The following is a 25,439-nucleotide window of genomic DNA, read 5'->3' as shown; positions in this document are numbered from 1 at the left end:
TAGTTGGTTCATTCACTATGATTTCAAATGATGCTCCCATACGTTTATGGTTACTAAATATTGTTTTAGTAATCCTAGGTGGGTTTCTATCTTCTTTTATTCTTTTCAAGAAGAAACACACAAGTAAATCGGGATCAAGGAACATCACTATCATGGTGATATTTGTCTTGTTATTATTGACTTTCTTGGATAGTGGCGTTGAGAATGTTCACCGTTGGATATCGATCGGTCCTTTTCAACTATACATAGCAAGCATAGTTTTACCTTTTTTGATCGTGCAGCTATGGAGTTTATTAGTAACGAATAATTGGTGGATCACTTTCGCGATTACAACGAGTATATCCCTACTCGTATCTCTGCAACCAGATGCTTCTGAAGTGACCGCATTTACTCTCTCTATGGCTATCCTGTTATGGAGTAAAGCAAACCATAGTATCATTCGGTATTTTGTTGTGAGCCTGCTATTTATTTTTGTAATTAGGTCTTGGATATATTTGGATCACTTATTGCCCGTTTCCTATGTGGAGGGAATATTATATTTGGTCGCAGATATGGGGACTGTGTGGTTACTAATCGGTGTTATTTCAATCCTTATTTTGATATTACCATTCCTTTTCCTTCATCCTTTGCATTCAAAAATACTGTCATTAACTCTCGGGATTCATTTTACGATCATTTACATGACAACGTTTTTCGGAAATTTCCCTGTCCCAATCATGGGGTATGGTGCATCTCCTATTATAGGATATTTACTTGCCTTAACATCGATAATACGATCTAGAAAAGACCTGCCTTTAAAATAACGCAGGTCTTTTTCTACATAAAGAAGTGTACATGCCCCCGGTCGTGCGTTGGAGAATACTTTCACATTTGCTTCCCCTGTTATCACAATTAGTAGTTTGTGAAACAACCATACATACTTTTTCTATCACCGGATTTATTTTCTGAATTTTTAGCAAATAATATATTATTCATCATTTGAATGTGTTACTATACTAATTGAAGTTATAATTTTCCATTTCAGGAGGTAAATAACAATGTTCAAGAAATTACTTCAAAAACTGGGTGCTAACTCATATCGTCCATGTCCACCGGAGTGCATACCTGCAGGAAAATATTGCATGTGCCCAGCGTAATGTTAGATAGCATTTAAAAAGGCTGTCCCAAAAGCAATGTTTGTTGCAGAGGGATAGTCTTTTTTCGTCTAAGTCCCAAAAGAGAAATGGTATTGAGCGTATTGTATATACTCTTTGCAACAATGGTTAGATACGTTTTGATATTTGTTTTTACTTTGCTGTTTTACGGATTTGCTCCATGAGTAAATCATCAGCTACTCGATTTATTTCCAGAATATATGCAGTTCCTAAGCGTATACTTTTTTTGGAAGTTAAACGTTAAATTTACGAGGGGGAAGATTTATGAAAAGGTTTGCTCTGTTTGGTATTGCTGCTGCTTTATTTCTATCGCTTTCGTTTCCTGGTGTAAGCAGCGCAAAAGAACAACGTGTACCATGTGAAGCTGACGGATATTGCGGATGGCCGACCTATAGCGTTTAACACAAGCCATTCAAATAAAGACTGCGATGGCACTTGGAAACAATCAACTGTCCAAGACCCAGAAGGCGACAAGGGTGCTACTCGTAAGGTAAAAGAAAGCACACGAAAACTAGATCATTTATTTTAATTAAGCATCATACCACCGACTGTTTAACTTTTGGTATGATGTTTTTTCTTTTTGTCTCATTTGATAAATCACAAACAACCGATCGCGCGATTATATTCCCCATTTACAAGTCGTTTATTTTGTTACACCATGGAAATAAATTCTATGGATGGAAGCTGAGAATTGGGGTAATCCAGAACCCGATGATGATTACCTCTGCCCTCCATATTTTTTGAGTATTACGAAATCTACTTTTTTCAATGACCGATTTGTAAAAGAACTTGTCAGGGAGAAGAAAGCATGAAAAGTCTTATGAAAATGATAATTGGTTTGGCATTTGGTTTCTGGTTCTTTATTCTTTGGGCCTGTAAATCGCTTCTCTCAAGCGATATTCCTGTAACCATTTCGGCCTGGGATACGATCATTTTCTCTTTTAGTTATCTCGTTTCTACGGTAGTAGCACTTATCTATGTCAGGTTCACGCAAAATGGAAAATTACATATCTTCCAATCTATTCCTACCCTTTTGTGGGGAGTTTCTACTGCTCAAGTAATTACCCATCAGTATCATCCTTATGATACGTTGATGAGTGTTATTGGCTTTATAGGATCTGGAGTGATCATGTTCTTTTCAATTTGGAAGCAGCGTCATGCTCGTCATGGTTCATAACCCTTGTTCAAGAGTTGTTCATGAATCTCAACTTTGCTTTGGTCAGATCATAGTGTGGAAGTCACAACAATTAGAAATGAAGTTCTGCATGTCGAATCCGAAGAATTAATTTATTGGAAGTATCTCGACAACATTGACTCCTCTTTGGACGACATCACTTCAGACTATTTCCACGTTCTTCAAACCGACTTGAAACTTTAACATAATACACAATTTGCAAATAAAATTCATGTTCTTATAATCACTTCCTTACGATAAGATGGTAGTAAATGGAAAATGCATCTAACAAGGAGGTGAATGATCATGCTGAAGAAACTCCTTAAAAAGTTAGGTTCAAATTCTTCATCGGAGCCTTGCGGTGATTCTTGCATTATTTATCATGGCAGATGCTTATGCCCTTGGTAGAGGTAGTTAAACACGTAAAAGTTCTTAGAAGGCTGTCCCAAATGCCATGAAGGTGGCTAAGGGATGGTCTTTTTTCGTCGTATATCCCCTCTGATCATTTAACATAATTGAGCCTGTGGACATGACAGGTAACAGATTGTTTCATGCCCAAATTTCCGACTTACTGTGATATCGCCCTTACATAGCACTTCAATTTGCATAGCTTGAGTTTGAGGTTCTTCTTCCTCATTCTCTTTAAGGGGTGATATCGATGGGATTCTTTGACGACAATTTTGCTTTAGTCTTAGTTCTTTTCGTTTTATTAACAATTGTTGCTTGCAGTTGTGATGGTTGCTAATATCTGTCCAATGTTATGGGCGGCTAAGCTGCCCTTTTTTACTCCTTCTTTGACATAAATGAGCGTTAAGCGCATCTTTTTATCCCATCCTCCCACGGTACGCTCCCAGTAGAAGGAGTGTCGTTTGTGGAGAAATTGTTTGGGTTTACTATGTCGTCACCTGGTCAGATTCGAACACTCTTTAGGGATTTTTCGTTCGATTTATTCCGTTGCCTTCATTCAGTTTAAGCACCCCGAATCATATCCCATACTCTCCTCCCTCGCTTTGATTTAGCTTTGGACAACCTATCTTGCGACAAAACTTTTTAGCGCTATGTATTTCACCTACTATTTCAACAGTATGGTACTATCTACAGTAGATAGTGGAGATGGATTGTCCATTCAGGTCAAGTCTTCTGAAGGCGACAATGTCGGTAGTTGAAGACACCGAAGAATTCAATATTTGGTGAAAATTTTATTTGGCTGGTATAAACTATTATTTAATCTTGAGGGGGAATTTATTGATGATTTCTTCATCATTGACTAATTACATATTGTGATATTATCAATCAAAACTAACTAACCCTAGGTGATCAAATGGGCCTTACACATGAATTTTTCTTAGTACGGAGTGAAAGTGATGATGAACCAGTTGAACAGGTAGTTTTAAGTGATAACCTTGTCCTCTACATACAGGACTCCCTTAGGTGGATCCCTTCCTTTAATCCCTCAACCCAAGAAGACTACTTCGGCTTAAATTACCACGGTATTACGTTAATCCGTCATGAAGGTGCAAACCTTCTCAAAGACATTTGCTTAAGTTGGTCACGTTTGTTTTCTCTGGCTCCATCAACCTTCCAACTCACTGGCGACTTTGTGTCGGATGATAATGGTAATGGTTACTATGAAAAATTGAATTGCACCAGAGATGATCTGACTAAATCCCTATTAACTTTGGCAGCTATTGCGGAGATGGCTTTTTATTGAAAACTACATCATCGTTCACCACGGCATTTAGCATTTTGTTAATAAAAGGTTAAACAATTTTGCTATGTTACCGAATTCCTACGTGAGGTGATTTTATTGCCATTATTCGCCACTATTTGGTTTCTATCCGTTGCTACATGTATCTATATGGTTTTAATTGATGATTTACCTGGTGATGTTGATAAGTGGATTGGAATGTTTGCCCTCGCGACTACCAAAATGATGTGGTCGGATCTAAAAAGATGGGTGGCATTAAGGAAGAGTAGTAAAACAGACTCTTCGAAAGGTTCTATTTAACACAACTGAGCTTGTAAATTCAAAGCCCACATAGCATTCTATATCTTTTTCAATGAAAATTATGTTTGTGATTCAGAACAAAGTGGAAGACTGTGAAAAAATAGTTCTACGAGCTATATCGGGCCGAGATAGCTCAAAGTTCAAATGGTTATTAATAAAAGAACGCAATAAAACGAATGGTAAGGAGAATAACATGAGTATTGGTGCATTTTCTGTAAGTTTAAGTGTTAAAGACATTCATGCATCTAAAGAGTTTTACGAAAAGATTGGGTTTCATGTTTTTGGCGGAGATATTACACAAAACTGGTTAATCATGCAAAATGGTGATTCCACAATAGGGTTATTTCAAGGTATGTTTCCCAAAAATACATTGACCTTTAATCCAGGGTGGAATGGCAAAGCTGAAGAAATAAATCCGTTCAAAGATATCAGAGACATACAAGAAGAATTTCGAAATAAAGGAATACATATTATTGGCGATGCAGGATCAACGCCAGCAGGACCAGCCAGTTTTGCGATTGAAGACCCAGATGGAAATCCAATACTTATTGACCAACACAGATAGAACAAAAAGTTTTCATGTTTGAGTATGAGTATTTTCGGCAGTGACTTAGCATTTTTGAAAAGCATAAGATTTTTATTAGATGAGTTCCCGATGCCTTCTCGATTGAGAAGGCATTTTATTTATTGAAACGCTGACATAAGCATCCACGATTTGATGAAATAGCCGTACCCACCAGTGCTCACCTACCATGTAAATATCAGTGCGTTGATGCGTACTTATGACTTCACCGATAGTAGCTGTCTCTACATGCCCTGACACGCATATAATTATATCCATTTTTTACTATGTAAATATTTACCAAATCATATAATTTGATTATAATAACCTTTAGTTCGTGTATTTAGAATTTTGATTAGAATTGATACAAAGGAGTGTTCTAGGTATGAATAAACAGCTTCTCTCTATTTCGATGCTCTCTTTACTACTCTCTGGCGCACCTGCCTATGCTTCCGCTTCTACCGATGCTCAGGTACAAGGTGAATCACACAAAGTATCTATGGAGCAACAAAAACAAGAGCAACAATTCACAAAATATTACTATCTTTCACCTGGGCAGTTAAGCCAGAAAGAAGCGATTTATCTAAAGAAAGGGCAGGAGCTCCGTATTAGTCCAAAAGGTAGCTTTGCTAATTACACAGTCTATGATGCTCAAAATAAACGGATTTGGAGCGGTACGACAGCTATTATTATTAAAGCTAATGAGGACGGGTACCGCTACGTACAATTTCAAGCACCATATTCCTATGAGGATCCAAATGTCATTGTAGCTACTTATACGATTCAGTAAAATATGTATACATTTTAGCCTGTCTTGATTATGAGGACGGGCTTTTCTTATGCATTGTCAGCTTGATACAGTGTTGTTCTCCAAGTATCTGATAAGACATGCTATCTTCCAATAAGCTGAGTTCGTCAGCCACCGGGTGATGTTCCTGAATACTGATCTACACACATTTTCGATACATGCGGACATTTGGCCAATCAAAAGGATAATTGAGTTCGTACGCTATCTTAGATCGTCATCAGGAGGGGATATCTCTTGAAAAAGAAAAAGTCTAAGCGAAAGCGATTCAGGAAAGTAAATGGTCGATTGGTTGAATTTAATCCTTTTCTCGATTGTCTGAATGAATGTAGACGTGTAAGTCCGCCTCATGAAGATTGTGAAACGATATGTCTCCCGTATCTAGACTCAAGAAGAGTACGATTGGATGAAGAGTGTTACATTCGTTGTCGTCGCTGGAGATCTCACGGGATTTGTGATCACATTTGTCAGGTGCCTTATTGAGCATGAAGTTAGGCTCAAGTTTATCGAGTTTCCCTCTTCATCCCCCCATTTAGCATAATTGAGAATGATGTACCCACTTTTTAGTCTTAGCCTCCCACATAACGCTCTAAGAAGAAGGAGTGTTGATTTTTGGGGAGGTCGTTTTACCATGTCGTTATTTGGTCAGAAGCACGAAAAAAACCCCTCGCGCCAACAGGCACAAGGGGTTTCGCTTATTCGTATGCAGTCGAACGCGACATATACTTTGTCAAGCTCACGTAAACTATAACTTTTCCTCAAATGGGAAGTCAAAACCGAATTTCTGTACATCCCTATCTTTTGTGTTGATCTCTTGCTTATTGCTTTTTCAGCAACATGCTACTAATCTCATCTAAGAGCATTTCCTTGCCGATTGGGCCAAAAGCTTTGATGTTGAATGTTTCATTGGTTACCTCATAGAGATGGCCTTGTTGAACTGCCTTGTTGCTTTTCCATACCGGGCTCTTTTTCAGTTCTGCATATATATCATCTGCTTTTCCGCCGAAATTGACGAGGAACATATGGTCTGGCTGAAACTTCGTCAGTCCTTCCAGCTCGATCATTTCCATTGTTTTATCGGCAGGTGTTCCAGCTGCCGGCTTCAGGCCGAGGTCAGAGAACAGGATATCTGCATATCCATAGTTTCCGTACACGCGGAACAGTTTTGGCGTTACAGCCAGGAACATAAAGGTCTGATCGCCGTACGCTTGCTTGAGTTGCTCGCTCATCCCTTTCATCTTCTCGTCGTAGCCAGCCAGCCATTTGTTCACGTCCTCTTCCTGTCCAAACAGGCGGCCGATTTCTTTAAACTTATCACGCCATTTGTCCATGTCTGTTTCCAGAACGACAGTCGGCGCAATTTTGGACAATTGCTCGTACATCTTTTGCTGGCGGTTGTTCATGATAATCAGGTCTGGCTTTGTTTCTACCACAGCTTCCAGATTGATGGAGTCATCCCACATCCAGCCAACCGGTTTTACATCTGTCAGCTTATCCGCTACGTGCGACATGATTTTTGTCTTGTATGTATTGGCGGTAGCAACCGGCTTGTGTCCCAAAATCAAAAGCTCCTCCGCTGCTCCCGATACATCTGCAATCCGCTTTGGTTCCGCTGGGATCGTCACTTCCCCCATCAAATGCTTGACTACACGTGTCTCAGGCTTCTTGTCTGGTTCCGAAGCAGTTTGGTTGCTTCCACACCCTGCTGAAACTGCGGTGACTACTGCAACCAAGCAGGTCAGTACGATACGAGTTACTTTTTTCATGTGCTCATTTCTCCTTGTTACGTGGTGTTTTGTTTGAAGCTATCTCTGATAATGATTATCATTATAAGTGACAAAGAAGATAATCACATATTCCAGCGAATATGTCAATGTTTTTTATATATGTTGTGCATATACAAAAATGAGATTGTCCTATTGTCTCTCGATTTTAGGACCGCCCCTTTTTTCTTGCAGAAGTTACCTACGTCCACCAAGAGAGATCATATATCTCGCCGTTGAACCTAGCGAGAATTCCTAAGCTAAAAAAAGCCGCCCGGTGCTTTACCCGAGCGGCTTTTCATCGTGCGCTTCATCATGAGGAGAAACGGTTTTGTTAGTTTTTCGTCCTACTAATTGTGAATCGTATTACATGTAATTAGAAAGGAAATGACACTCTGTTATGAGAAAAACATATTTGCTGCTTTCTTCTTTGATATTCTGCGCTTTGTTTGTTACTGACGTTCATGCAGGTTCACACCAAGAAACGGTTACACCTGTTCCTCCCCAAGTAATTGTTCCAACAAGTAACAAGGATAAACACGGAAATACCCTTGAAAAAACAATGGCATATGTGAAAACGCTACAAGTGAAAAATGGAAAACTAATCGTCTCGCTTGACTATATTCAATGGTTTTTCGGTGAGGCAGCAGTAAAAGCATATCGTCAAGATCATCCATTAGAAAAAGAGGACTATCCAATGCCCTATTACATTCGTAATAGCAGTCCTAAAATTAGAACGTTTGAAATTTCTCCAAGAGCTTCGTTTACACTTCAAACCAACTCTACACAAGATGAGAATTTCCATTGGAATGAATCAGTAAACACCGATACTTTTAAAAAGTTTGTGCTATCCAAGGGAATTCCTTATCAGCTACCATTCCACATTGAAGTAACGAATGGAATCGTCACAAAAATTACAGAACAGTACATTCCCTAATTATTAGCAGCATTCCCTTTTTGGGATGCTGCTTTTCATTTTTTCTTTATTATTAAATAGCTGCCCCTTTCACCTGCCATAAAGCCAATCATTATGGGATACGGATTGATAGGTATCTCCATTCTCATTGGTAAAATATTAGGTGGTATTTTTAATAAAGTGATAAAACACAATTAATAGAGGAAATTTAGGGTAGCAAACTGCTATCCTTTTTTACTTTTGTCCCTCTTGAACTATTAACAGCAGTAATGTTTTGTAAAGCAGTTACGCTTGTAACTAGAATTGAGTTTCCATAGTCTCTTGAGATTTTACAAACTGATTTCTTGTATAAAACTGTACACTGAATGCTTTTCGGTTACTATTGACCCCTATCCTTTCCTTTCGCCCATCGTAATAATGGATAACAATACTCTCATTATGCCCTTCCAATTTCTCTCCATAAATTGTTGGTTCAACTGTAATTGCGACATCATCGTTAACGATGAAATATCCACCTGAATTGTTTTGTCTTACATGAAAAAACAAAGTGGTTATCACTCTCCGCATTTAATAACACCTTCCGTACTCCCTAACAAAAAGGCTCCATGGTCAAACGCCATTCATATCGACTTTCAATCTATCCTCCTCCAAACGCTTTTTGCTGGTTTCGTCGGATTTTGTCGCGGCCATCACCGTGCTCCTGGTTGTCTGCCAACTCCATCTGTTCCGGTCTACCTTTAAACACCCATTTTGCAGGATTTCCATATCTGTCATATTCACCCCAAGGAATAAAATCATATCCTAATCTGGAAAGTCGGACACTCTTGCCGACCTGATCAGACACATAAGCTTGATCCTTAGCGAAAAGGAGTTGAGATGTTGACACGTCCAACGAAAAACACCTTCAATAGCTCTATCAAAATTGATGTCCTGATCCCAGCTATTGAGAAAGATCTTGGCACTCTTCCCTATGTCATTGACAGTATCCGTAAGCAAGTGAAACATCCCATCGGTAAGATCATGGTTGTATCACCACCAAGCAAGCGAATCCAAGCTCTTTGCCGACGTAAAAACTGCGCCTTCATCAATGAAAGACGCGTCCTACCGATTACAAAAAAAGACATTCGCTACCAAACCAAACGCACCAATCGCTCAGGCTGGCTGCTCCAACAATTGTTGAAGCTGGCGGGAGGAAACTTGAGCAAGCAAAGGTATTATCTTGTGATTGACGCCGACACCATTCTCATCCGTCCTCATGTCTTTCTCGTCAACGGGAAAACCGTTTTTTACTGCCGTAACTGGAGTCGTCCCGAGTATTTTCGCACCTACAAGAAATTACTGGGGACCAAGCCAACCGCCTCACGCTCTTTCGTTGCCCACTATATGCTGTTCGACAAATCGAAGCTCTCCCGACTGAAGTATAAAATTGAGGCTAAGCATAAGACTAGGTGGTACTGGGCGATTATCAAGAAGACCAACAAACAGAGTTATGCCGGCTTCTCCGAGTTCGAAACTTACGGTAATTTCGTGAAAGCTCACTACCCCGGTCATCTGGTTGTAAGAAGTTCTCTGAACAAAAGCTTCTCTTCAAAACCGGCATCACTTACTCGTAAACGAATCATCAGACTGGCCCAGAAATACAGGTCCATATCCTTTCATAAACGAGGCTGGTATATCAGGAAGAAGAGCGCTAGAAAATGAAGAGCTGCCGAGCCCAACTGCTTGTGATGTAAGATAGTCTCCAGACCTTGGCTGAATGTGTGCGGCAATCTTGGATTCGTTACAGTTGTATGCGAAGAGAGATATGGAACCTTATCAAAATGAGCAGATTGATAAATTGCTTAATCATGTATTTGTATTATCCCCCAAAGAATCGGGAGCAATTGAACAGGGTTTACTGCGTTTCCTAATGATTTCAACCGTGCCTCCCTGACCATTCCCTTCATTCCGGTTATCACCCGGCGTTGCTCACAATCAAATTGGTCTAATCCCATTGCTACAGGCCATCTAAATCGGTCCAACCAATCCAGTCATGTATTGCTCGCGCTCCCAATCGTGGACGCGTGTGCGGAACATATGTTTCAAATGACATCAAATCATTTCTTCATTTTGTCGGTTCGTTATGCGTGTAAAAAAGCCCAATACTATGCTACTTAGAGCCTTTCAATATTGGAGGGCTCTTGTTTTGTTTTTAGTTATTATTTTCTTTCATTCTTGGTTATTTGAAGGCCCGTTCACACTTTTCAGCCGGTTTTCGAGAACTTATGGATTCGTTTCGAGTATACCTGCGGAATTGTTCATTTCAGATCACCTTGTAATTTTAATTAACTGAACTTATCCGCAGTTTGGACAAGGGATTAAAAGTTTATTCAAAACCGCATTTTTGCAGAATAGTGGACTTGGTATTTCACGAAAGGGCGAAAAGAAATCGGTCGCTGGGGAGTGCACAGGCTTTTGTGGTTGAGCTGGCGCTTGCAGACGGAGTATTTAGGGAGAAAGTGAAACATATGTTTATCTATGCTATAAATCTTAATTAATTTGAAAAAAAATTTTAAAAGAACCTTTAGCAAAAGTTTCTTTTATCTTTCTACTATTAGTATATGATTTATGCCTAAATATGAAAATCCCGTTCAAAAGATACACAGATTGGTTTTGTACTGCTTGTATCAGAATTCAAAGGAAAATAAGCAAAATATGTATAAGTACGCCACCATACTAGTATCGTGGCATTTATCAACAGCAAAGTTTACAAGGAGAGCCATTTATGAGTAAGAGAATAAAAGAATTAGATTCAATACGAGGATTGGCGGCCATTACAGTGGTGATTGGACATTTTTGTTTAATGATACCATCGTTGCCTAATTCTATTAAATTTTCACCTCTTAGATTTTTATGGGCTGGTGGAGAAGCTGTAATCATTTTTTATGTACTCAGTGGTTTTGTCTTATCTATGGCAATATATCATTCAAAAACAAATTATTGGGGATATTTAATTAAGCGATTTGTAAGAATTTATATCCCTTATTATGTGTGGATATTCATCACCTTTGCTTTATTTATTTTGTTTTCGCCATATGAAGTTACGGGACTACGTGATTGGTTCTATGATAAGTGGCAAGGACCTATAACAAATTTAGATATTATCAATCACCTTCTGCTTCTTAACAACTTTTTTACAGATAATTATAATCCGGTTATCTGGTCATTGGCTCAAGAAATGCGTATATCTATCGTGTTTCCTTTGTTATTCCTTCTTTTTTATAAACAGAGTTGGAAGAAAACGATACTGTTTGCTATGAGCTTTTCTTTCATTAGTATTTTCCTTAATATATTGCATATTGGAAAAGCTGAGGGATTTTATAATGGTTATGCTGATACACTGCATTTCACATCTATGTTTATGGTCGGAATGTTACTTTTTAAGCATCAGGAAGAACTTGTCCGTTTATATAGAAATATGAAAAAATTAAAAAGAAGACTTCTTATCACATTAGGAATCATTCTATATGTATACTCTACTGGAATTTTGATGATTTCTCGTAGTGATACGTATTTTCTATTAAAAGATTGGGGCGTTGTAATTGGTGTTAGTATACTTATTATAATGGCTATGAGTAACCTAAAAGTAAAAGCAATTTTAAATAAGAGTGTATTTGTATACTTAGGGGAAATTTCATATAGTATCTATTTATGTCATTTTCCAATAATGATGGTACTATTTAAACTTTTGTATGCAAAAATTCCAATCTCTTTGCTGTTCCTCTTATGTGTTACAACGACAATATTGTTTTCTATCGTATCGTATCATTTTATTGAAAAGAAATGTATAAAATGGGCAAAGCAAAGGACTATAAAATTCCAAAAAAAGGTGTAATATTTAATCGGTTCCTTATATATTTAGGAACCGATTAAAATGCGTCCAAGTCGTATAAACGTACAATTTTCTTTTTTGCGTAGTATCGGGCCTCTTAGCGGGGGCATAGTGACAGAATTACGGCTCTAGACCGCAAAATCTAGCATGTTTTGTACGTTGTGTTCATTTTGGATAGACGAAAACTAGAAACCAGTGAAACAGGTACAGATATGTTCAAAACATGGTTGTTCTTTCAATCCGACCTGTGGCCTAGACCTTAACGTACTTCGGCTTCGTTAGGTCCCCTATGTTAGACTGTTAGAATAGGATCTCAAACATCACTTATCCTACCAGAATCAAAACAAACTCGGATTCGGGGATCTCTACCATCATGAATTTCATCTACATGACCTGACAAGCGCGCAGACTGCTTTTTTGATAGGCTTGTCCATCCTTTCCGCCTAGTACCTCGACCACTTGCTGCCTTGCTGCATTTTGCAAAATTGCTGACCGTAGTCGATTGTCTTGTTATTTTCCAACCTTTGAACCCTACTCTCAATCTCTTGAGTCTTCTTGTCCAAAAAGAAAATTGCTCGTACCTCTTGACTTAACCCGGTGAATGGCTGCTGAATCGCCCGCTCCATTTCTTCAAATTTTGTGACGTATGACGCTGTGAAGTGAACGCCTTTTTCACCAGTCATTTTGTTGGCAACCATATCGCATCCTTTACGGGTTAGTAGAAAGCAATCATATGTCTTGTAGTTACCTTCTACCCTGTAAGTGCTGTGGATGGAGAAATCTTGAGAACGGAAATTTCCGTTTTCTAAGTGCCTTTTGTATCCTCCAATTTTTTCAAGCAGATCAGCATGTCTTACTGAAACCATTTCCGCTACTTCTCTGCTATCTACCAGCAGATGTCCATTTTGATTTATGATAGTGAGACTCTTCATGCATCTATTCCTCCTTATCACACGAAATATTTCGTTAAATTTTTCGACTTGAGGAGAAACGTTCTAATTTGTTTTTCGTCTTACTAATTATGTATGGTATTACATGTAAATAGAAAGGAATGACACTCTGTTATGAAAAAATCATATGTGCTCCTTTCTTCTCTGATTTTATGTTCATTGCTTGGTACTGAGGCTTATGCAGGTTCACAACAACAAACAACTGCACCTGCTCCTTCCTCAGTAATTATTCCAACTAGTAGCAAAGATAAACAAGGCAATACCATTGAAAAATCAATGGCCTATGTGAAAACTCTACAAGTGAAAAATGGAAAATTAGTAGTCACGCTTGACTATGTTCAATGGTTTTTCGGTGAGGAAGCAGTTAAAGCTTATCGTCAAGATCATCCCTTAGTGAAAGAGGTCTATCCAGCACCATATTACATTCGCAATAGTAATCCTAAAATTAGGACGTTTGAAATTTCTCCAAAAGCTTCGTTTACTCTTCAAACCAACTCTACAAAAGATGGGGATTTACACTGGAATGAATCAGTAAACGCCGATACTTTTAGCAAGTTTGTGCAATCCAAAGGAATTCCTTATCAGCTACCTTTCCACATCGAAGTAACAAATGGGATTGTCACAAAAATTACAGAGCAGTACGTCCCATAATTATTAGCAGCACTCCCTATTTGGGATGCTGCTTTTCATTTTTTCTCTTGTGTTAAATAGCCTGCAGCAGCTCTGGGTTCAAATTGTTCAGTCTGAGCTCTAATTATTGAATTCCCCCATTTTTTCAACTCATGTAAATTAGTCCAAGCATTATCTCTTTTCCTTCATATGTTGATCCTACGAAACTTAAATAAACGTAGATGGTGAAAATATGAAAAAAAAATCATCATCTAAGATTGTGAAAAAAAGAGGTGTAAAACGGACAAAAATAATCACCCTAAGTCGGAAAAATGTACGTATAACAAATAGTCTCGGAAATGGCTTTTGGCGCCACAGTTTCCAGCCCATCGAGATTGGACCATATTCATATGAACATATCAACTGGATACCAGCACCAACAGGTACTAGGAGGGTTATCAGTGCTGGATGGCTCATTGAACATATTGAACCTGTATATGTGATTGCAAATTACCCAATTGAACTAGATAGATGGTTTATGCGTATCTATAACCCCACTGGCTTTTTTAGAAGAGTATTTACTTATGTAATAACTAAATCGCCATAAAAGGAAATTTGATGGACACACAGTTGTGCAATTGCTTCGATTTCGTCAGAAGTTTCGATATAGCGAGAAAAGATTTTCGACTCCTGTCTCCTTGCAGGAGTTAAATCTTTTCGCTAGTAAAATTATGTCTGCTGCATTCCATCCTCCCCTTCTCAGAAGTAATGTTGTGTTAAAAGCACCCCTCCCCCACAGTAGGCGAACTTACTAACTCTGTTTTTACCTCCATTTTTAGTACTAGACAACACTCGTCCAGTCAAGAGGTCAATTTTGTTCATACATTATCTTAGATCGTTATAAATGGAGAGAATATCACATGAAAAAGAAGAAATCTAATTTTAAGAAATTCAAGAAAGTAAATGGTAAATTGGTACAATATTCCACTGAATCTCTAAATCAATATCCTTCTCAAATAATCGGTTGTTTTCGCTGTTGCGGGCGTGGTTGGTGCGGTTGGTGTTGCCCAGAGCAACCAATTTGACCTTGCTTCAAGAAACGCTAATCACATGGTTGCGTTATGACACTCCCTGTTTATTAGGGAGTGTTTCTTGTGATAATTCCCGGAGCCAATTAACAAATCGTGTGTTGTGTCACATTCTTCACTTAGTCGCACTGCAAAAATCAGCAGGGAGAGTTTGCAATGATTCTTAAATTTTTCAAATGGTTAATGCTCATTATTGGAGTAATTAATGTGGCATTTACTGGGTGGGCGTATCTCACTGGCATAACAAGTCGATTCTACTGGACTGCAAATGCGTTTTATCTGCTTATTGCCTTCTTACTATTCAAATGGGATGCTAAACGAACTGCTAAGAAGAAGCAGCAGTCTAAAACAAAAACTGCTCGATAGTCGCCCATATTTTTGGGCTTCTTTTCATTTTTACCGATTTGTTAAGCGCTTATTGGCGTGGTCAGCAATCATAATGGAGAAGTTTGCTACGTCAGCTGCCTCACGGATAATATTTTTCAAATCCAATCCTGACTCGCTATTATGACCAGTTTCCATCAAGTCACTGAGTTCTTTAACTTCCTCGTTCAATCTCCCCAGCAGCCAGAATATCCCGCAATCATCCCAGCCGCCTTTATGATCATTCTCCAGCAACTTTGATTCCATCTGTTCAGCAAACCAAAGAGCTTACTCTCTCACATTTGGGATATTAACCTTTTGCAGATACTCCCTTGCGAATGGGTCACGGAACCCTTTCAAGCACACCGCTGGCTTTCCATTCTCCGCTATGAACTCGTCCGTCGCAAGTCCATATTTTCCCTTGATAAGTAGGAATACTAGCTACCAAGCAAGTGTGCATGACAACCTTGTCACCCTTTTTCAGCATCTTCTTTCCTCCCTAACTACTTTGTATAATTTCCTTTCAACCACCAAATGCTAAAAAAAAATAGAGGAGGTATTTCGGTTTGACATCAACAAATAAAGATCCTAAACCTACTTCTCCGTGTCCACCAGATTGTAATTTACCAAATCCAGAAATCCCGCCACCTGGTGAAGTCCCTCAACCACCAACCCCTTGGCCACCACCCATACTCGATCCTGATCCACCAACCCCTGTACCACTACCACCAGTTGATCCTCCCACCCCTGTGCCACCACTCGATCCAAAGGAAAAATAGGCCACGATTACTCCCTTTGGAAGGGAGTTTTTTTGAGCAACTTTGAACTAGTTCAGCGCTATCCACGCTACACATTTTGTTAAATTACGCTGACATGATATTTCCATGCCTATCGATCGCTTTATATTGATGGCCTTCGGATCCTGCGATTGCATTCGGAAACGGGGCGTTTATTTTGCTCCCTCCGAATTTCAACCGATGTCTTATAAACCATATCTCCCCTTGCATGCAGTACCGATGCCACCATTCGAGGTTAATTGCTATGTTTATGAAATTTCTTCAAGCGTTAGGATCAAAGCAACCAGATACCCCTTGTATGCCTGGTTGCATTATGTCAATGATCATTAGACTGGCATTGGTGTTAGTTGCGGGTTTTTACCTCACAAAATCGGCAACCCAGAACGCGAAAATAAAGTTCTAGACTGCCGCTGTATTATTCAACTATCGTATCCGTTTAGTTATCGAAACGCTGATAGTGTTTTTAAAGCACCTGACGTTCACCAGTATCTGCGGCTTTTTGTATGAGATCAAGGAGTACATGTAGTTTAACTGCATCCTCAAAATTAGGAACGTAATGGGTTCCCTCTAAAATATCCACGCCAAATTTCTCCAGAGCTTGTGCAACATTGAAGGCAGGTCCACCTGGGATCGTATCTGGAACCCAACGATATTGATCAGGAATGGATAATTCAGCAAGTGAAGTCGAGTTCCCCTGATTGGCAATATTCATCCCTTCAACTTTCAAGTCTCCCCATTGGAACTGAGCATGTGTACTTTCATTGGATAGTACAATTGTGCCCTCCGTACCGTATATTTCTAAGGAGACTCCTGTTCGAAAGGTTACGCCCCCCTGTACATGTATTGAGGCGGTTGCTCCACTTTTTAATGTTCCATTAATTAAGATTTGATCTGCAGTCGTTTTCTCGATCATTTCACCAGTTTCCTGCACTTTCACTTGTTTGATTTGATTGGCAATCGTAGCTGATAGCTCTTTAAAATCACCAAGAGAATAACATAGTGCATCAATGGCATGTCCAGCATTAATCGTCAATAAGTTTGCACCATTTGAATTATCCAATAAATATTTAGAGGTTTCATTCGTTGTACCACCCTTTGCCGTTGTAGAGACTTTCATATGACACGATAGTACTTTACCGACATATCCCTCAGCCACCAAGTCTTTCACAAAGTTAACTTCAGGAGATTGTCGGGCTTGCAGGCCAATCGCATGATGAACCTTTTTGGCTGCAGCTAATTTGTTCATCTCGACAGCTTGAGAAGTATTTAACCCTAGAGGCCATTCACAATATACATGTTTCTCGGCATTGAGGCCGGCCATGACCGCATCGTAATGACCAGGAACTTTTACACTCACAATAACCATATCCACATCTGGGTGTCGGGTTAGTTCGTTTGAATCCGCAAATGCAAGAGGAACCCCAAATTGGGAGGCACTTTTCTCAGCACTTTCCATTCGGGTTGTGCCAATTGCCGTAATTTTAAATTTCGGAAGCTGTTGTAATGCAGGAATGTGAGTAGAACTCGCCCACTGATTGTTAGCCGATCCCCCGATTACACCGACATGTATTATCTTATCCATTTATTGTATAGCCTCCTTGAGTTTCTTCTCCTCGTATACTTATTATTTCAACAAACTATAATAAAAATTTCTTTTATCCTGTGCTGAGGACTTCACGATTTCCAATTCCCTTAGTTGTTGCTCCAATTTTTCTATATGCGTATTCAAAATTTCAATCCTTTTGCGAAATATAACCTTCACTTCTATGTTTGGCTCCTCTCGCGTCACATAACATCCCTCTTCCACAAACGTTGCGATGTCTTTTAACTTCATCCCCGTTTGCTTCAACCCATGAATAAATTTAATAAATCGAAGATCCTGATCATCATATCGCCTAATCCCGTATTGCTTTCCATCCAGACGTTTGGGTTTAGGAAGAAGACCTATTTTTTCATAGTATCGTAGAGTATACGCTGTAATACCCGTTAATTTGGATACTTCGCTGATTGAGTACATTGTGGCCGGCCACCTTTGATCAACTGATAATCTAATTATATTTGTTAGAGTAGACTCGAAGTCAATTGTGCTGAATAAAATACTTCATAACAATTGTATTAAACTGCCCGTTAGCTTAACTCATCTGCCAGTCTACAACTTTATTATTCAGTCTAATACTATACGACGTGCCTCCCACTCGCGCGTCAGCACGTCAATATTGCTATCCCAGTCCATCCCTGTAAGCTCCGCTGTTTCTCGTTCATGCGTGCTAAATCCGTTGTTGATTCGTTTCACGGCAGCATCTACTTCTTTCTCTGGATCGATTTGACCAGGACTCGGTCCGATCCAAATGGCTTGGCTCCAAAGCTTCCGCATGACCGGATCGTTAAAGAATCCAGTTGCCTTGATACGCCCCGTTGCCACTGCTTCAAATAACCATGTCTCATAAACAAGCTGACAGAAGTCATGTGAGAACCAATCACGACGGTCTCGGAAGGATCTCCACGCTTTCAAGAGTGCAGCTCGACTCGCTGAATAGCTTAGCTACTGTTGAACACAGAAAGCAACACTTCATATGGCATGTCCAACGCTGGGCCTGCTAACTGCGCCATGGTCTTTGTAAACGAATCAAAGTCGGCATTCGGATGCGTAGGATCGCCAAAGGTCAATTCCTCGCCTTCTGCCAACATGTTGATGGTTCCCGGACCCAACTCGTAACTGGAAAGCCGTTCCTCTGGCGACAGTTTCAATTGCTCACTTTCAGAAATGGGATTGGTAAATGGTATTTCATTTTTTGCTCCTTCTTTTCGTGTAATAAAGGCAGCGAAAAAACTATTGATGATCGCCGCTGCAATCTCTGCCACGGCATAACGATCCATTTGTTTGACTTGCTCGATGACAGGTGCAAGATAGGGTACACCACGATATTGCTCTGCCCTCTCCGCATCCATCACAATAAGCACGTTAGGTAATCCGGAAACCGGATTCTGTGCCTCAACGCGCGCCCATTGTGTTATATGTCCTTGTGGAATCGTACTATTCGGGTGTTTATTGCTTATCCAGTATGCGATCACTTTACCGTTCGGGGCTGTCTCGACTCCATTTCGGATAGCACGGCCATCTGATAGCTGCATATATTCTGAAAGCGAGAATCCCTCGGTAGTAAGAATTGGTGAGTATCCTTGTGCATGATTCGGATTGTTGAGCCTGTCGCCCTCAATGAGATGAAGCCGCATACGATATGGATTTAGCCGCTCTGCGGCAAAGACTTCTACCAATTTATTAGCTTCTGTTATAGATGCCATGGCCTTTCGATTTGGCAAAAGGAAAAAATTGTATATCCCTATTCAGGAGGGATTGCTAATCAGTCTCCAAGGGCTTCAGTTGCACTTTTGAGGTTAGCAGTGCAAATGCTAATGCCACATGTTGGTGAAAGAGGAAGAAAAATTGATGATGATATTAAAAATCTTGTTTCCAAAGGATTACCCGATCAAATACAAAAAGCTTTAGATTCCTTGCGTGTTATTGGCAATAATGCGGTACATCCTGGCGAAATTAACATTGCGGATGACTATGAAACAGCAGCCTCTCTTTTTGACTTACTGAATATTATCATTCATCATTTCATCTCTACTCAAAAAATGATTGATAGTATTTATGAGAAGCTTCCTGAATCTGCAAGAGCTCGCATTGCAGATAGAGATGGAAAACCAGTTTCTCAACCGAAATAGAAATTAGTGCTTCTTCAAAAAACAAGATATTACAAAGCCGCCCGGTTATTTACCCGAGCGGCTTATACATCGTGAATAACCCAATCATAGCCAAACGTCAATCACTGTTTTCCTGTTAGGAGCTTAATAAATCATCACTATACAGTTCCCTCGCTAGTCTGTTTACAATATCCCGCTTGATCTCATTTAATCGCTGTCGAGAGACTCCTAAGTGTCTGGCAATGCCATTTATACGCATTCCGTCCATCATGCATTCCAAGACTGTTCTGTATTTGTTGTCCTCAAGGTTAATTGCAAATTCGTTTATCTGCCGCACCTTGTTCTCAAGGCTTTTCATTCGCTCGATTCGCTTTTCATACCGTTCTTCCGGAATAGTCAAGGTGGAGAGGCGCAATCCCTTCCCGCTCGGTATACTTGCAGCATCACCATAGGTAGCGACCAACTTCTCCTGTATCAACGGATTCGATGATATTGCCTTGTCGATTTCCTTCCTCAGACGCTCAACCTCTTTTACCATCCAATGATAATCCTTGATCTCTTCCTCTACTTTCTGCACTACTTCAAGAGCTGGCTCGAGATTGATAAAACCGAGCTGCCCGCTCCCATCAAATAACCCCTGATTCTCTATAATATAATTGTCCCACTCTGGGCAGGTTTCGACCTTACCAACGTGGAGGTTGTGGACACTACAGATCGATTTCTTGCCCCATTGTGTAGCGGGGCATTTTTCACATAATTTTCCGATCAGCTTATCTTTCACCTACACCGCCTACCCTTTTATTAGTCTTGTATATACAATCTGTTTGTCTCTTTACAAACCGGTTACCCCGCTCCCGATTAGGTAATCAATCCGTTTTTCTCTTCTGCTCCGATTGCCATTTCATCTACATGACCTGACAAGCATCCCAAGCTGCAGTAATGACTGACAGTTGGTTTCTTACTAATCAAAATCCATTCAAGCTTGCCCGTCTCGATCTTTTCGTCGCAAAATTCACATCACATGTCATCTTCCCCCTTACGAAAATGCCAACTGGCTATTGGCATCTTCAATTTCACGAAGGAGTTTTCCCTTACTTCTCTACTATCTATCAGCAGTTGTCCATTTTGATTTATAATAGTAAAATTCTTCATGCTTCTATCCCTTTTAGATACAAACGAAATATTAAGTTAAGTTGAACTACAGAGGTCTGCAACAAACAATTGTTGGGTCAGTTTATTCATGTTTTAACTATGAAATAAGGTGATTCGTGCAGAAAAATATTGTTAAATTTTGTATATACATGTAACGTTTAATCAAATCCAAAAACTGGGAGATGACAGATTTGAAAAAGTTTGCTCAAGCAGCTTTGCTCGCATTACTCACTGCATCTTTTGCTATTCAAACAGAGGCAGAAGCCGCAAGTTCTCAACAAACTTCTAATACGGTTGCACCTGCTTCAACCAAACAAGTAGCAGATTACTCAAACCTTGGGTCAAGTGATCCGAGTATGATGTCTGCACCCTTCAATGTAACTACACCTGGCTATGTCACATTTAATGTGACACAAAACCATGGTACGAAAACAGCTTACATGTACTATGCAATTGTTACATACCTCCCGGATGGTACTACAACCTCCTATGGCTCTTCAAACATCGAAGGAAATGGCTCTTTTAGCTTCACAAGTAGTAAATCACTACCTGCTGGCGAGTATTACATTCGTTATAAAAGCAAACAGCGTGGCCGAACTTCTGGGACTATTGCAGTCACTACACCATAAACCTAAACTTTTTTGAAAGAGGCTTTCACAAGAATCAATTTCTCTTTTGTTAAACAGCGATCCCTTTCACTCTTAAAAAAGTCAAGCTCACTGCATGAGGAACAGTTCCTGCAATCGGCGGTTTGATTGCCCTATCTCTTGGGAGGTTCAACCAGTCATCGCTTTCCTCACAAAATTTCCATGCTCTTCCCAGGTATCTACCCTCCCTGAAATGCTCGTATTCGAGTAAAATACCTTGCTTCTCCGCTTCTTCCATCAGCACGCACATGCCACTGCCTTTTGGTATGTGCCTTCAAAATCTTCTGGATACATGCGTTGTATTTCGTTCACCTGAACCCCTCCACTTATCAAATCGATTATTTTGTCAAATTACTAGACAGGAATTGGGTCTTCGTAGATGTTACCAACGACTTCGACAACGTTCCCATTTTGAACATAGTGAAAAAGGTCATTATTAGCGTAAGGGCTGAATTTTAAGGCAAATGACGCCCTAAACTCTTTCCAAATTACATGTGTCACTCGCTCTTTTAACCCATCCTTCGAAGACAGATGTACAATATCCCCTTCATAGATGTCGATTCCGTTTTTGTCACGGAGGCCAGTGAATTGCATCAAGATAAACATTTCACTTGAATCGCTCTCAGAGTTATCACCTTCGTCCAACGAAATGACATCATTTCTAAAGTCAATTTTTTCGACTGGCAACATCTTTTCTTGGACTGCATCCCAAGCGCGAAACCTAATCGCTCGCATGCTCATTCCTCTCCTTTACAAATCGTGTGTTTTGTAAAATACCCCCGTACTTCTAGTAAGTTGTTTAAAATCGATTGCATATTTACCATTTTCTTGAAATATGATCTTCATGTAGTTACTTTCCTGAGAGGGTGTTTTTTCATGAGTGCACTTAAGTCGACGTTTATCGGCGCTATTTATTCCGCTCCTTCCCCATTGCCTGGTCAATCGCATCGTTCTAGCTCAAATATTGGTACAGAAGTCCTTCCGCCAGACACAGTTAATTTTCAATGGGTAATAAGTGGAGTTTCCAATCCTAATCAAATTAGTTTTTCTGTCAGTCAAGATGTTAGTGGAGGCAATGATCCTACTCATCTTACTGGAGTAGTTAGCGAGAAAATCACAGATGTTGTTTCTACTCGCTCTCTTTACATTGGGAGTCCCAAGGGTGCACAAGAAAACTTTTTGGTTGAAATCTATGCACTTTCAAGATCATAAATAATGCTGTTCAATTAGGGTGTCCTTTGGGACACTTCTTTGTTATTTGCAAATGACTATCTTGCATTACCGTTGTGTTAAATCGCTTCTTCAACCTGTAAGAGCTCTGGATTTGCATAGATATTTCCGACCACTAGTATTTCCTCTATGTCAAACTCGTCTGGTGAATAGCAGTGATCACCGTCCGCCTCATCAATAAACCAAAATCGCGCATACTCTTCGTCATAAGCCACTTTCAAGTAAAACCAACCATCATCATGTGGGACTTGCAAAATGTCTGCTGCAAACACTTGGATTCCAGCTTTATCAATCAATCTTGTAAAGAGCATGATTGGCATGACTCTCCAGTACCCTTTCCCCTCATATTCAGAGACTTCCAAACCTGTGTTATTGAACCCGATGAAAAAGTCTCTCTTTCTGGTTACACCCTTAGGCAGATAGCCAGCATAGGGAATGAACATTTCTTTTCGTTTTTCGTCCCAATCACGCACTTTAAGCTTACGCATCGTATTTCCTCCCTAACTAAAGTGTTATATAACGATTTTTCCATGTGATAAAATTTCGATATACCTTTTATGGAGTGATCTTTGAAATGATACAAAAACATGAGGTTATTAACTTATTCTTATCTGCTTGTCCATCTTATAAAGAAAGATGGCTCCATTTTGTTAGTGAAACTTACGACGATAGCGAAGAGCATCTTCCGTATATTGATGTCTCAGATTTCGCCCAACATGTAGATGAGCTTTACCAACAGCAAAAGTTAACCGAGTTCCCAATGATATTTGAGGTTTTAGAAATGCTCCATATCAACGGTGACGACTATGTTAAAGAATTAGCGACAATTGGGTTTCTCGAATCATTGCTAGGTTGTGAAATTTCAAGCTCAATTGAATGTTTTTTGATGCCCATTTCCCTAAAATGGTGGATCTCATTAAATAAATTCATGTCTGGAGAAAGTCGTTATGTTGGCGAGGACCAATAATACAAAGTACACATTGTGTTAAAATCTTCTATTTTCATGTATCATTTAGCCATCTCTAAATGGAAGCGTGAGCAAATGACTACTGAAAAATACACCTGCCCTTGTTGTGGCTACAAAACATTAGATGAAGAACCCCCAGGTACATATATCATCTGCAAAATATGTTTCTGGGAGGACGATCCTGTCCAATTTGATGACCCTGATTATGGTGGGGGTGCTAATATTCCCTCATTACGACAAGCGCAACAAAACTTTGTTGAGTTTGGCTCTTGTGAAGAACGCTGTATACCATTTGTTCGAAAGCCTACGTCTGCAGACTTGCGCGATCCTAATTGGAGCCCACTGATTTTCACAAAATGATCATTTTGTATCCATCCGCTATATGCCGGGCAGCGAGAAGATTGTCTGCTGCCCCACTTGATCAGCTGCCACTGGATTGATCCAGATAACTTCTGTTCTGATGTGGCGAATTTCCGCCAAAGCTTTCTTTTCTTCTCTACGCCAATGTTTTAGGCGGATGTTGTATAAATCATTATCGTAACCACTTAGTATCACGTGTCCCGGATGTTCGTCTAATGCGTCGAGCAATTCAATATGGTCCCCATCCGTCATCTCATTCTTGTACAAACGTTTGCTCCTTGTTGATAACAAATACGGTGGATCCGCATAAATCAAAATGCTTGGATTATTATATCGTTCAATCAATTGCAGAGCTGGCTGTTGTTCTATTTGCACCCTTTTCAATCTGTCCGTTACCGTCAATATCCGATCAGTTACTTTACTCCATTGATCAGGCATCCTGTTGTTGGGTGCTTTTGATACGTCGATGTTATGCTTCCATCCGGTTCTGTCAGATGTTTTTCCACCCCTCGCCATCCAGCACCGAACCAAGAACATCCTTGCTCTTTCAAGCTCGTCCATCTCTCCCTCTACGTGGTAGGAGTTGTAGTATTCTTCCCGACTATAGAGGGCCCATTTAACCTTGTTTGCTAAATCCTCGGGATGATCACGGATAACTTTGAACAGATTTACCACATCTCCGTCAAGGTCATTGATCGTTTCAAGTGCGGATGATTCTTTGTTGAAAAATACTGCTCCGGATCCGAAGTATGGTTCCAAATATGTAGTATGTTCTGGCATATATTCGATTATCCAGTCAGCCATGCTCCATTGCTGCTTGGATAGTGCAAAATCCTTGGTACTTTCACCGCTCGCGCTCCCCTCATTTATCAATTCGTGTGGTTTGTAAATCCATCGAACATAATTCGTGTATATTTTGCTTAATGTTTACTTAATAGATCCCTTTGTCCAAAATGTAGATATACCTTTGCTGGAGTGAATCTCAATGTCTGATAAATTTGTACCTAATGATGATTTGAACTGGATGGGGGTTGAAAAATACTATCCTGGTGCCACGTTTGATCTTAAAAAGGGAACTACATTTTCACTATTGTTGACTTTTAAAAACCCACTTGAGAAAGAAGATAAGTTACTTTTACCTTCTTTTCTGTCCACATGGACATATGGCGAGGATCGGTTTATTAAGCCATATAAACTCCTAAAATGTGATTTGGGGTTACAGACAGTACATGTGGAGTATGAGATTATGGGTCTGTCAAGAATTTTGTGTAAACTCCATCAACCGATATATGAAAAGGTTTCATCCCCCTAATTG

Annotated in this window: 32 protein-coding genes and 1 pseudogene; 18 read left to right on the top strand and 15 right to left on the bottom strand. The window is 39.7% G+C overall.

Features of this window, described 5'->3' with window-relative positions:
- Window positions 1-1,418 precede the first annotated feature (1,418 nt).
- The 6 genes from C7R93_RS30090 (at window position 1,419) to C7R93_RS20795 (ending at window position 5,688) form a co-directional block, all read left to right on the top strand.
- A complete protein-coding gene (locus tag C7R93_RS30090; RefSeq protein WP_158264043.1) occupies window positions 1,419-1,556 on the top strand; it encodes a hypothetical protein in 138 nt (45 codons plus the stop codon).
- Window positions 1,557-1,962: 406 nt separating this feature from the next.
- Complete coding sequence (locus C7R93_RS20820; protein WP_106840617.1) at window positions 1,963-2,331, top strand: hypothetical protein; 369 nt, start codon at window positions 1,963-1,965, stop codon at window positions 2,329-2,331.
- A 655-nt stretch (window positions 2,332-2,986) separates the two neighbouring features.
- A complete protein-coding gene (locus C7R93_RS20815; protein ID WP_106840616.1) occupies window positions 2,987-3,073 on the top strand; it encodes a YjcZ family sporulation protein in 87 nt (28 codons plus the stop codon).
- Window positions 3,074-3,649: 576 nt separating this feature from the next.
- Window positions 3,650-4,039 (top strand): coproporphyrinogen III oxidase, encoded by a 390-nt coding sequence (locus C7R93_RS20810; RefSeq protein ID WP_106840615.1) that lies wholly within the window; start codon window positions 3,650-3,652, stop codon window positions 4,037-4,039.
- A 490-nt stretch (window positions 4,040-4,529) separates the two neighbouring features.
- Window positions 4,530-4,901, top strand: a complete 372-nt coding sequence (locus C7R93_RS20800; protein ID WP_106840613.1) for a VOC family protein — start codon at window positions 4,530-4,532, stop codon at window positions 4,899-4,901.
- A 382-nt stretch (window positions 4,902-5,283) separates the two neighbouring features.
- Window positions 5,284-5,688 (top strand): hypothetical protein, encoded by a 405-nt coding sequence (locus C7R93_RS20795; protein WP_106840612.1) that lies wholly within the window; start codon window positions 5,284-5,286, stop codon window positions 5,686-5,688.
- Between the two features lie 833 nt (window positions 5,689-6,521).
- On the opposite strand, the gene C7R93_RS20790 is transcribed toward C7R93_RS20795, so the two are convergent.
- The gene (locus C7R93_RS20790) at window positions 6,522-7,469 is read right to left on the bottom strand and encodes an ABC transporter substrate-binding protein (protein WP_106840611.1); all 948 of its coding nucleotides are present in this window, start codon (window positions 7,467-7,469) and stop codon (window positions 6,522-6,524) included.
- Window positions 7,470-7,866: 397 nt separating this feature from the next.
- On the opposite strand from C7R93_RS20790, the gene C7R93_RS20785 reads away from it, so the two are divergent.
- Window positions 7,867-8,403 (top strand): hypothetical protein, encoded by a 537-nt coding sequence (locus tag C7R93_RS20785; RefSeq protein WP_106840610.1) that lies wholly within the window; start codon window positions 7,867-7,869, stop codon window positions 8,401-8,403.
- A gap of 616 nt (window positions 8,404-9,019) precedes the next feature.
- Here the strand turns inward: C7R93_RS20785 and C7R93_RS20775 are convergent.
- The gene (locus C7R93_RS20775; RefSeq protein ID WP_106840608.1) at window positions 9,020-9,226 is read right to left on the bottom strand and encodes a hypothetical protein; all 207 of its coding nucleotides are present in this window, start codon (window positions 9,224-9,226) and stop codon (window positions 9,020-9,022) included.
- Between the two features lie 32 nt (window positions 9,227-9,258).
- Between C7R93_RS20775 and C7R93_RS20770 the strand changes: the two genes are divergently transcribed.
- Together C7R93_RS20770 and C7R93_RS20765 are read left to right on the top strand one after the other, a co-directional pair.
- Window positions 9,259-10,083 (top strand): DUF6492 family protein, encoded by an 825-nt coding sequence (locus C7R93_RS20770; protein WP_167402488.1) that lies wholly within the window; start codon window positions 9,259-9,261, stop codon window positions 10,081-10,083.
- Window positions 10,084-11,146: 1,063 nt separating this feature from the next.
- Complete coding sequence (locus tag C7R93_RS20765; RefSeq protein ID WP_106840607.1) at window positions 11,147-12,256, top strand: acyltransferase family protein; 1,110 nt, start codon at window positions 11,147-11,149, stop codon at window positions 12,254-12,256.
- Window positions 12,257-12,637: 381 nt separating this feature from the next.
- On the opposite strand, the gene C7R93_RS31170 is transcribed toward C7R93_RS20765, so the two are convergent.
- Window positions 12,638-12,712 carry a hypothetical protein gene (locus C7R93_RS31170; protein ID WP_425266740.1) on the bottom strand — a complete coding sequence of 25 codons (75 nt, stop codon included), beginning with the start codon at window positions 12,710-12,712 and terminating at the stop codon, window positions 12,638-12,640.
- Window positions 12,697-13,185, bottom strand: coding sequence for a Rha family transcriptional regulator (locus C7R93_RS20750; RefSeq protein WP_106840605.1), 489 nt, complete (start codon window positions 13,183-13,185; stop codon window positions 12,697-12,699). Before C7R93_RS20750 ends, C7R93_RS31170 begins: the two co-directional genes overlap by 16 nt.
- A 132-nt stretch (window positions 13,186-13,317) precedes the next feature.
- Here C7R93_RS20750 and C7R93_RS20745 point away from each other — a divergent pair, with 132 nt between their 5' ends.
- The 3 genes from C7R93_RS20745 to C7R93_RS20740 all read left to right on the top strand — a co-directional run bounded on the left by C7R93_RS20745 (window position 13,318) and on the right by C7R93_RS20740 (window position 15,266).
- Complete coding sequence (locus C7R93_RS20745) at window positions 13,318-13,854, top strand: hypothetical protein (RefSeq protein ID WP_106840604.1); 537 nt, start codon at window positions 13,318-13,320, stop codon at window positions 13,852-13,854.
- 211 nt (window positions 13,855-14,065) lie between these two features.
- Window positions 14,066-14,419, top strand: a complete 354-nt coding sequence (locus C7R93_RS29955; RefSeq protein WP_146142438.1) for a hypothetical protein — start codon at window positions 14,066-14,068, stop codon at window positions 14,417-14,419.
- Between the two features lie 637 nt (window positions 14,420-15,056).
- Window positions 15,057-15,266: a hypothetical protein gene (locus tag C7R93_RS20740; RefSeq protein WP_106840603.1), complete on the top strand. Its 210-nt coding sequence runs from the start codon at window positions 15,057-15,059 to the stop codon at window positions 15,264-15,266.
- Window positions 15,267-15,296: 30 nt separating this feature from the next.
- Here the strand turns inward: C7R93_RS20740 and C7R93_RS20735 are convergent, their stop codons facing one another.
- The 7 genes from C7R93_RS20735 to C7R93_RS20710 form a co-directional block, all read right to left on the bottom strand.
- Window positions 15,297-15,530 carry a hypothetical protein gene (locus C7R93_RS20735; RefSeq protein WP_106840602.1) on the bottom strand — a complete coding sequence of 78 codons (234 nt, stop codon included), beginning with the start codon at window positions 15,528-15,530 and terminating at the stop codon, window positions 15,297-15,299.
- A 76-nt stretch (window positions 15,531-15,606) separates the two neighbouring features.
- Window positions 15,607-15,750, bottom strand: coding sequence for a hypothetical protein (locus C7R93_RS20730; RefSeq protein ID WP_244191602.1), 144 nt, complete (start codon window positions 15,748-15,750; stop codon window positions 15,607-15,609).
- Window positions 15,751-15,857: 107 nt separating this feature from the next.
- Window positions 15,858-15,992: a hypothetical protein gene (locus C7R93_RS30955; protein WP_279629456.1), complete on the bottom strand. Its 135-nt coding sequence runs from the start codon at window positions 15,990-15,992 to the stop codon at window positions 15,858-15,860.
- A gap of 531 nt (window positions 15,993-16,523) precedes the next feature.
- The gene (locus tag C7R93_RS20725; protein WP_106840601.1) at window positions 16,524-17,642 is read right to left on the bottom strand and encodes a Gfo/Idh/MocA family protein; all 1,119 of its coding nucleotides are present in this window, start codon (window positions 17,640-17,642) and stop codon (window positions 16,524-16,526) included.
- Between the two features lie 42 nt (window positions 17,643-17,684).
- On the bottom strand, window positions 17,685-18,077 hold the full coding sequence (locus C7R93_RS20720) for a MerR family transcriptional regulator (RefSeq protein ID WP_106840600.1): 393 nt from the start codon (window positions 18,075-18,077) through the stop codon (window positions 17,685-17,687).
- A 147-nt stretch (window positions 18,078-18,224) separates the two neighbouring features.
- A complete protein-coding gene (locus C7R93_RS20715; protein ID WP_146142437.1) occupies window positions 18,225-18,572 on the bottom strand; it encodes a phage portal family protein in 348 nt (115 codons plus the stop codon).
- Window positions 18,573-18,598: 26 nt separating this feature from the next.
- Window positions 18,599-19,336: a phage portal protein gene (locus C7R93_RS20710; protein WP_158264040.1), complete on the bottom strand. Its 738-nt coding sequence runs from the start codon at window positions 19,334-19,336 to the stop codon at window positions 18,599-18,601.
- A 3-nt stretch (window positions 19,337-19,339) separates the two neighbouring features.
- Between C7R93_RS20710 and C7R93_RS20705 the strand changes: the two genes are divergently transcribed.
- Complete coding sequence (locus tag C7R93_RS20705; RefSeq protein ID WP_106840597.1) at window positions 19,340-19,789, top strand: DUF4145 domain-containing protein; 450 nt, start codon at window positions 19,340-19,342, stop codon at window positions 19,787-19,789.
- Window positions 19,790-19,904: 115 nt separating this feature from the next.
- On the opposite strand, the gene C7R93_RS20700 is transcribed toward C7R93_RS20705, so the two are convergent.
- Window positions 19,905-20,549, bottom strand: coding sequence for a hypothetical protein (locus C7R93_RS20700; RefSeq protein WP_106840596.1), 645 nt, complete (start codon window positions 20,547-20,549; stop codon window positions 19,905-19,907).
- A 553-nt stretch (window positions 20,550-21,102) separates the two neighbouring features.
- Between C7R93_RS20700 and C7R93_RS20695 the strand changes: the two genes are divergently transcribed.
- On the top strand, window positions 21,103-21,549 hold the full coding sequence (locus C7R93_RS20695) for a hypothetical protein (RefSeq protein WP_106840595.1): 447 nt from the start codon (window positions 21,103-21,105) through the stop codon (window positions 21,547-21,549).
- A 372-nt stretch (window positions 21,550-21,921) separates the two neighbouring features.
- On the opposite strand, the gene C7R93_RS20685 is transcribed toward C7R93_RS20695, so the two are convergent.
- Window positions 21,922-22,302 (bottom strand): YopX family protein, encoded by a 381-nt coding sequence (locus tag C7R93_RS20685; protein WP_158264039.1) that lies wholly within the window; start codon window positions 22,300-22,302, stop codon window positions 21,922-21,924.
- A 141-nt stretch (window positions 22,303-22,443) separates the two neighbouring features.
- Here C7R93_RS20685 and C7R93_RS20680 point away from each other — a divergent pair, with 141 nt between their 5' ends.
- A complete protein-coding gene (locus tag C7R93_RS20680; RefSeq protein ID WP_106840592.1) occupies window positions 22,444-22,779 on the top strand; it encodes a DeoR family transcriptional regulator in 336 nt (111 codons plus the stop codon).
- A gap of 77 nt (window positions 22,780-22,856) precedes the next feature.
- Here C7R93_RS20680 and C7R93_RS20675 read toward each other — a convergent pair whose 3' ends face one another.
- Window positions 22,857-23,285, bottom strand: a complete 429-nt coding sequence (locus C7R93_RS20675; RefSeq protein WP_106840591.1) for a YopX family protein — start codon at window positions 23,283-23,285, stop codon at window positions 22,857-22,859.
- A gap of 86 nt (window positions 23,286-23,371) precedes the next feature.
- Between C7R93_RS20675 and C7R93_RS20670 the strand changes: the two genes are divergently transcribed.
- Both C7R93_RS20670 and C7R93_RS20665 read left to right on the top strand, forming a co-directional pair.
- The gene (locus C7R93_RS20670; protein WP_106840590.1) at window positions 23,372-23,764 is read left to right on the top strand and encodes a DUF7674 family protein; all 393 of its coding nucleotides are present in this window, start codon (window positions 23,372-23,374) and stop codon (window positions 23,762-23,764) included.
- A 75-nt stretch (window positions 23,765-23,839) separates the two neighbouring features.
- Window positions 23,840-24,124: a CPCC family cysteine-rich protein gene (locus C7R93_RS20665; RefSeq protein ID WP_106840589.1), complete on the top strand. Its 285-nt coding sequence runs from the start codon at window positions 23,840-23,842 to the stop codon at window positions 24,122-24,124.
- A gap of 18 nt (window positions 24,125-24,142) precedes the next feature.
- On the opposite strand, the pseudogene C7R93_RS20660 reads toward C7R93_RS20665, so the two are convergent.
- Window positions 24,143-24,972: pseudogene (locus C7R93_RS20660) on the bottom strand (DNA adenine methylase).
- Window positions 24,973-25,109: 137 nt separating this feature from the next.
- Here C7R93_RS20660 and C7R93_RS20655 point away from each other — a divergent pair.
- Entirely contained in the window at window positions 25,110-25,436 is a 327-nt protein-coding gene (locus C7R93_RS20655) for a hypothetical protein (protein ID WP_106840588.1), read from the top strand.
- Window positions 25,437-25,439 lie beyond the last annotated feature (3 nt).

It is taken from the genome of Brevibacillus fortis (assembly GCF_003013395.1).
GTDB classification, from domain to species: Bacteria; Bacillota; Bacilli; order Brevibacillales; family Brevibacillaceae; genus Brevibacillus; species Brevibacillus fortis.
The sequence above is the reverse complement of the archived record's forward strand: the minus strand, read 5'-3'. Positions and strand labels throughout refer to the sequence as shown.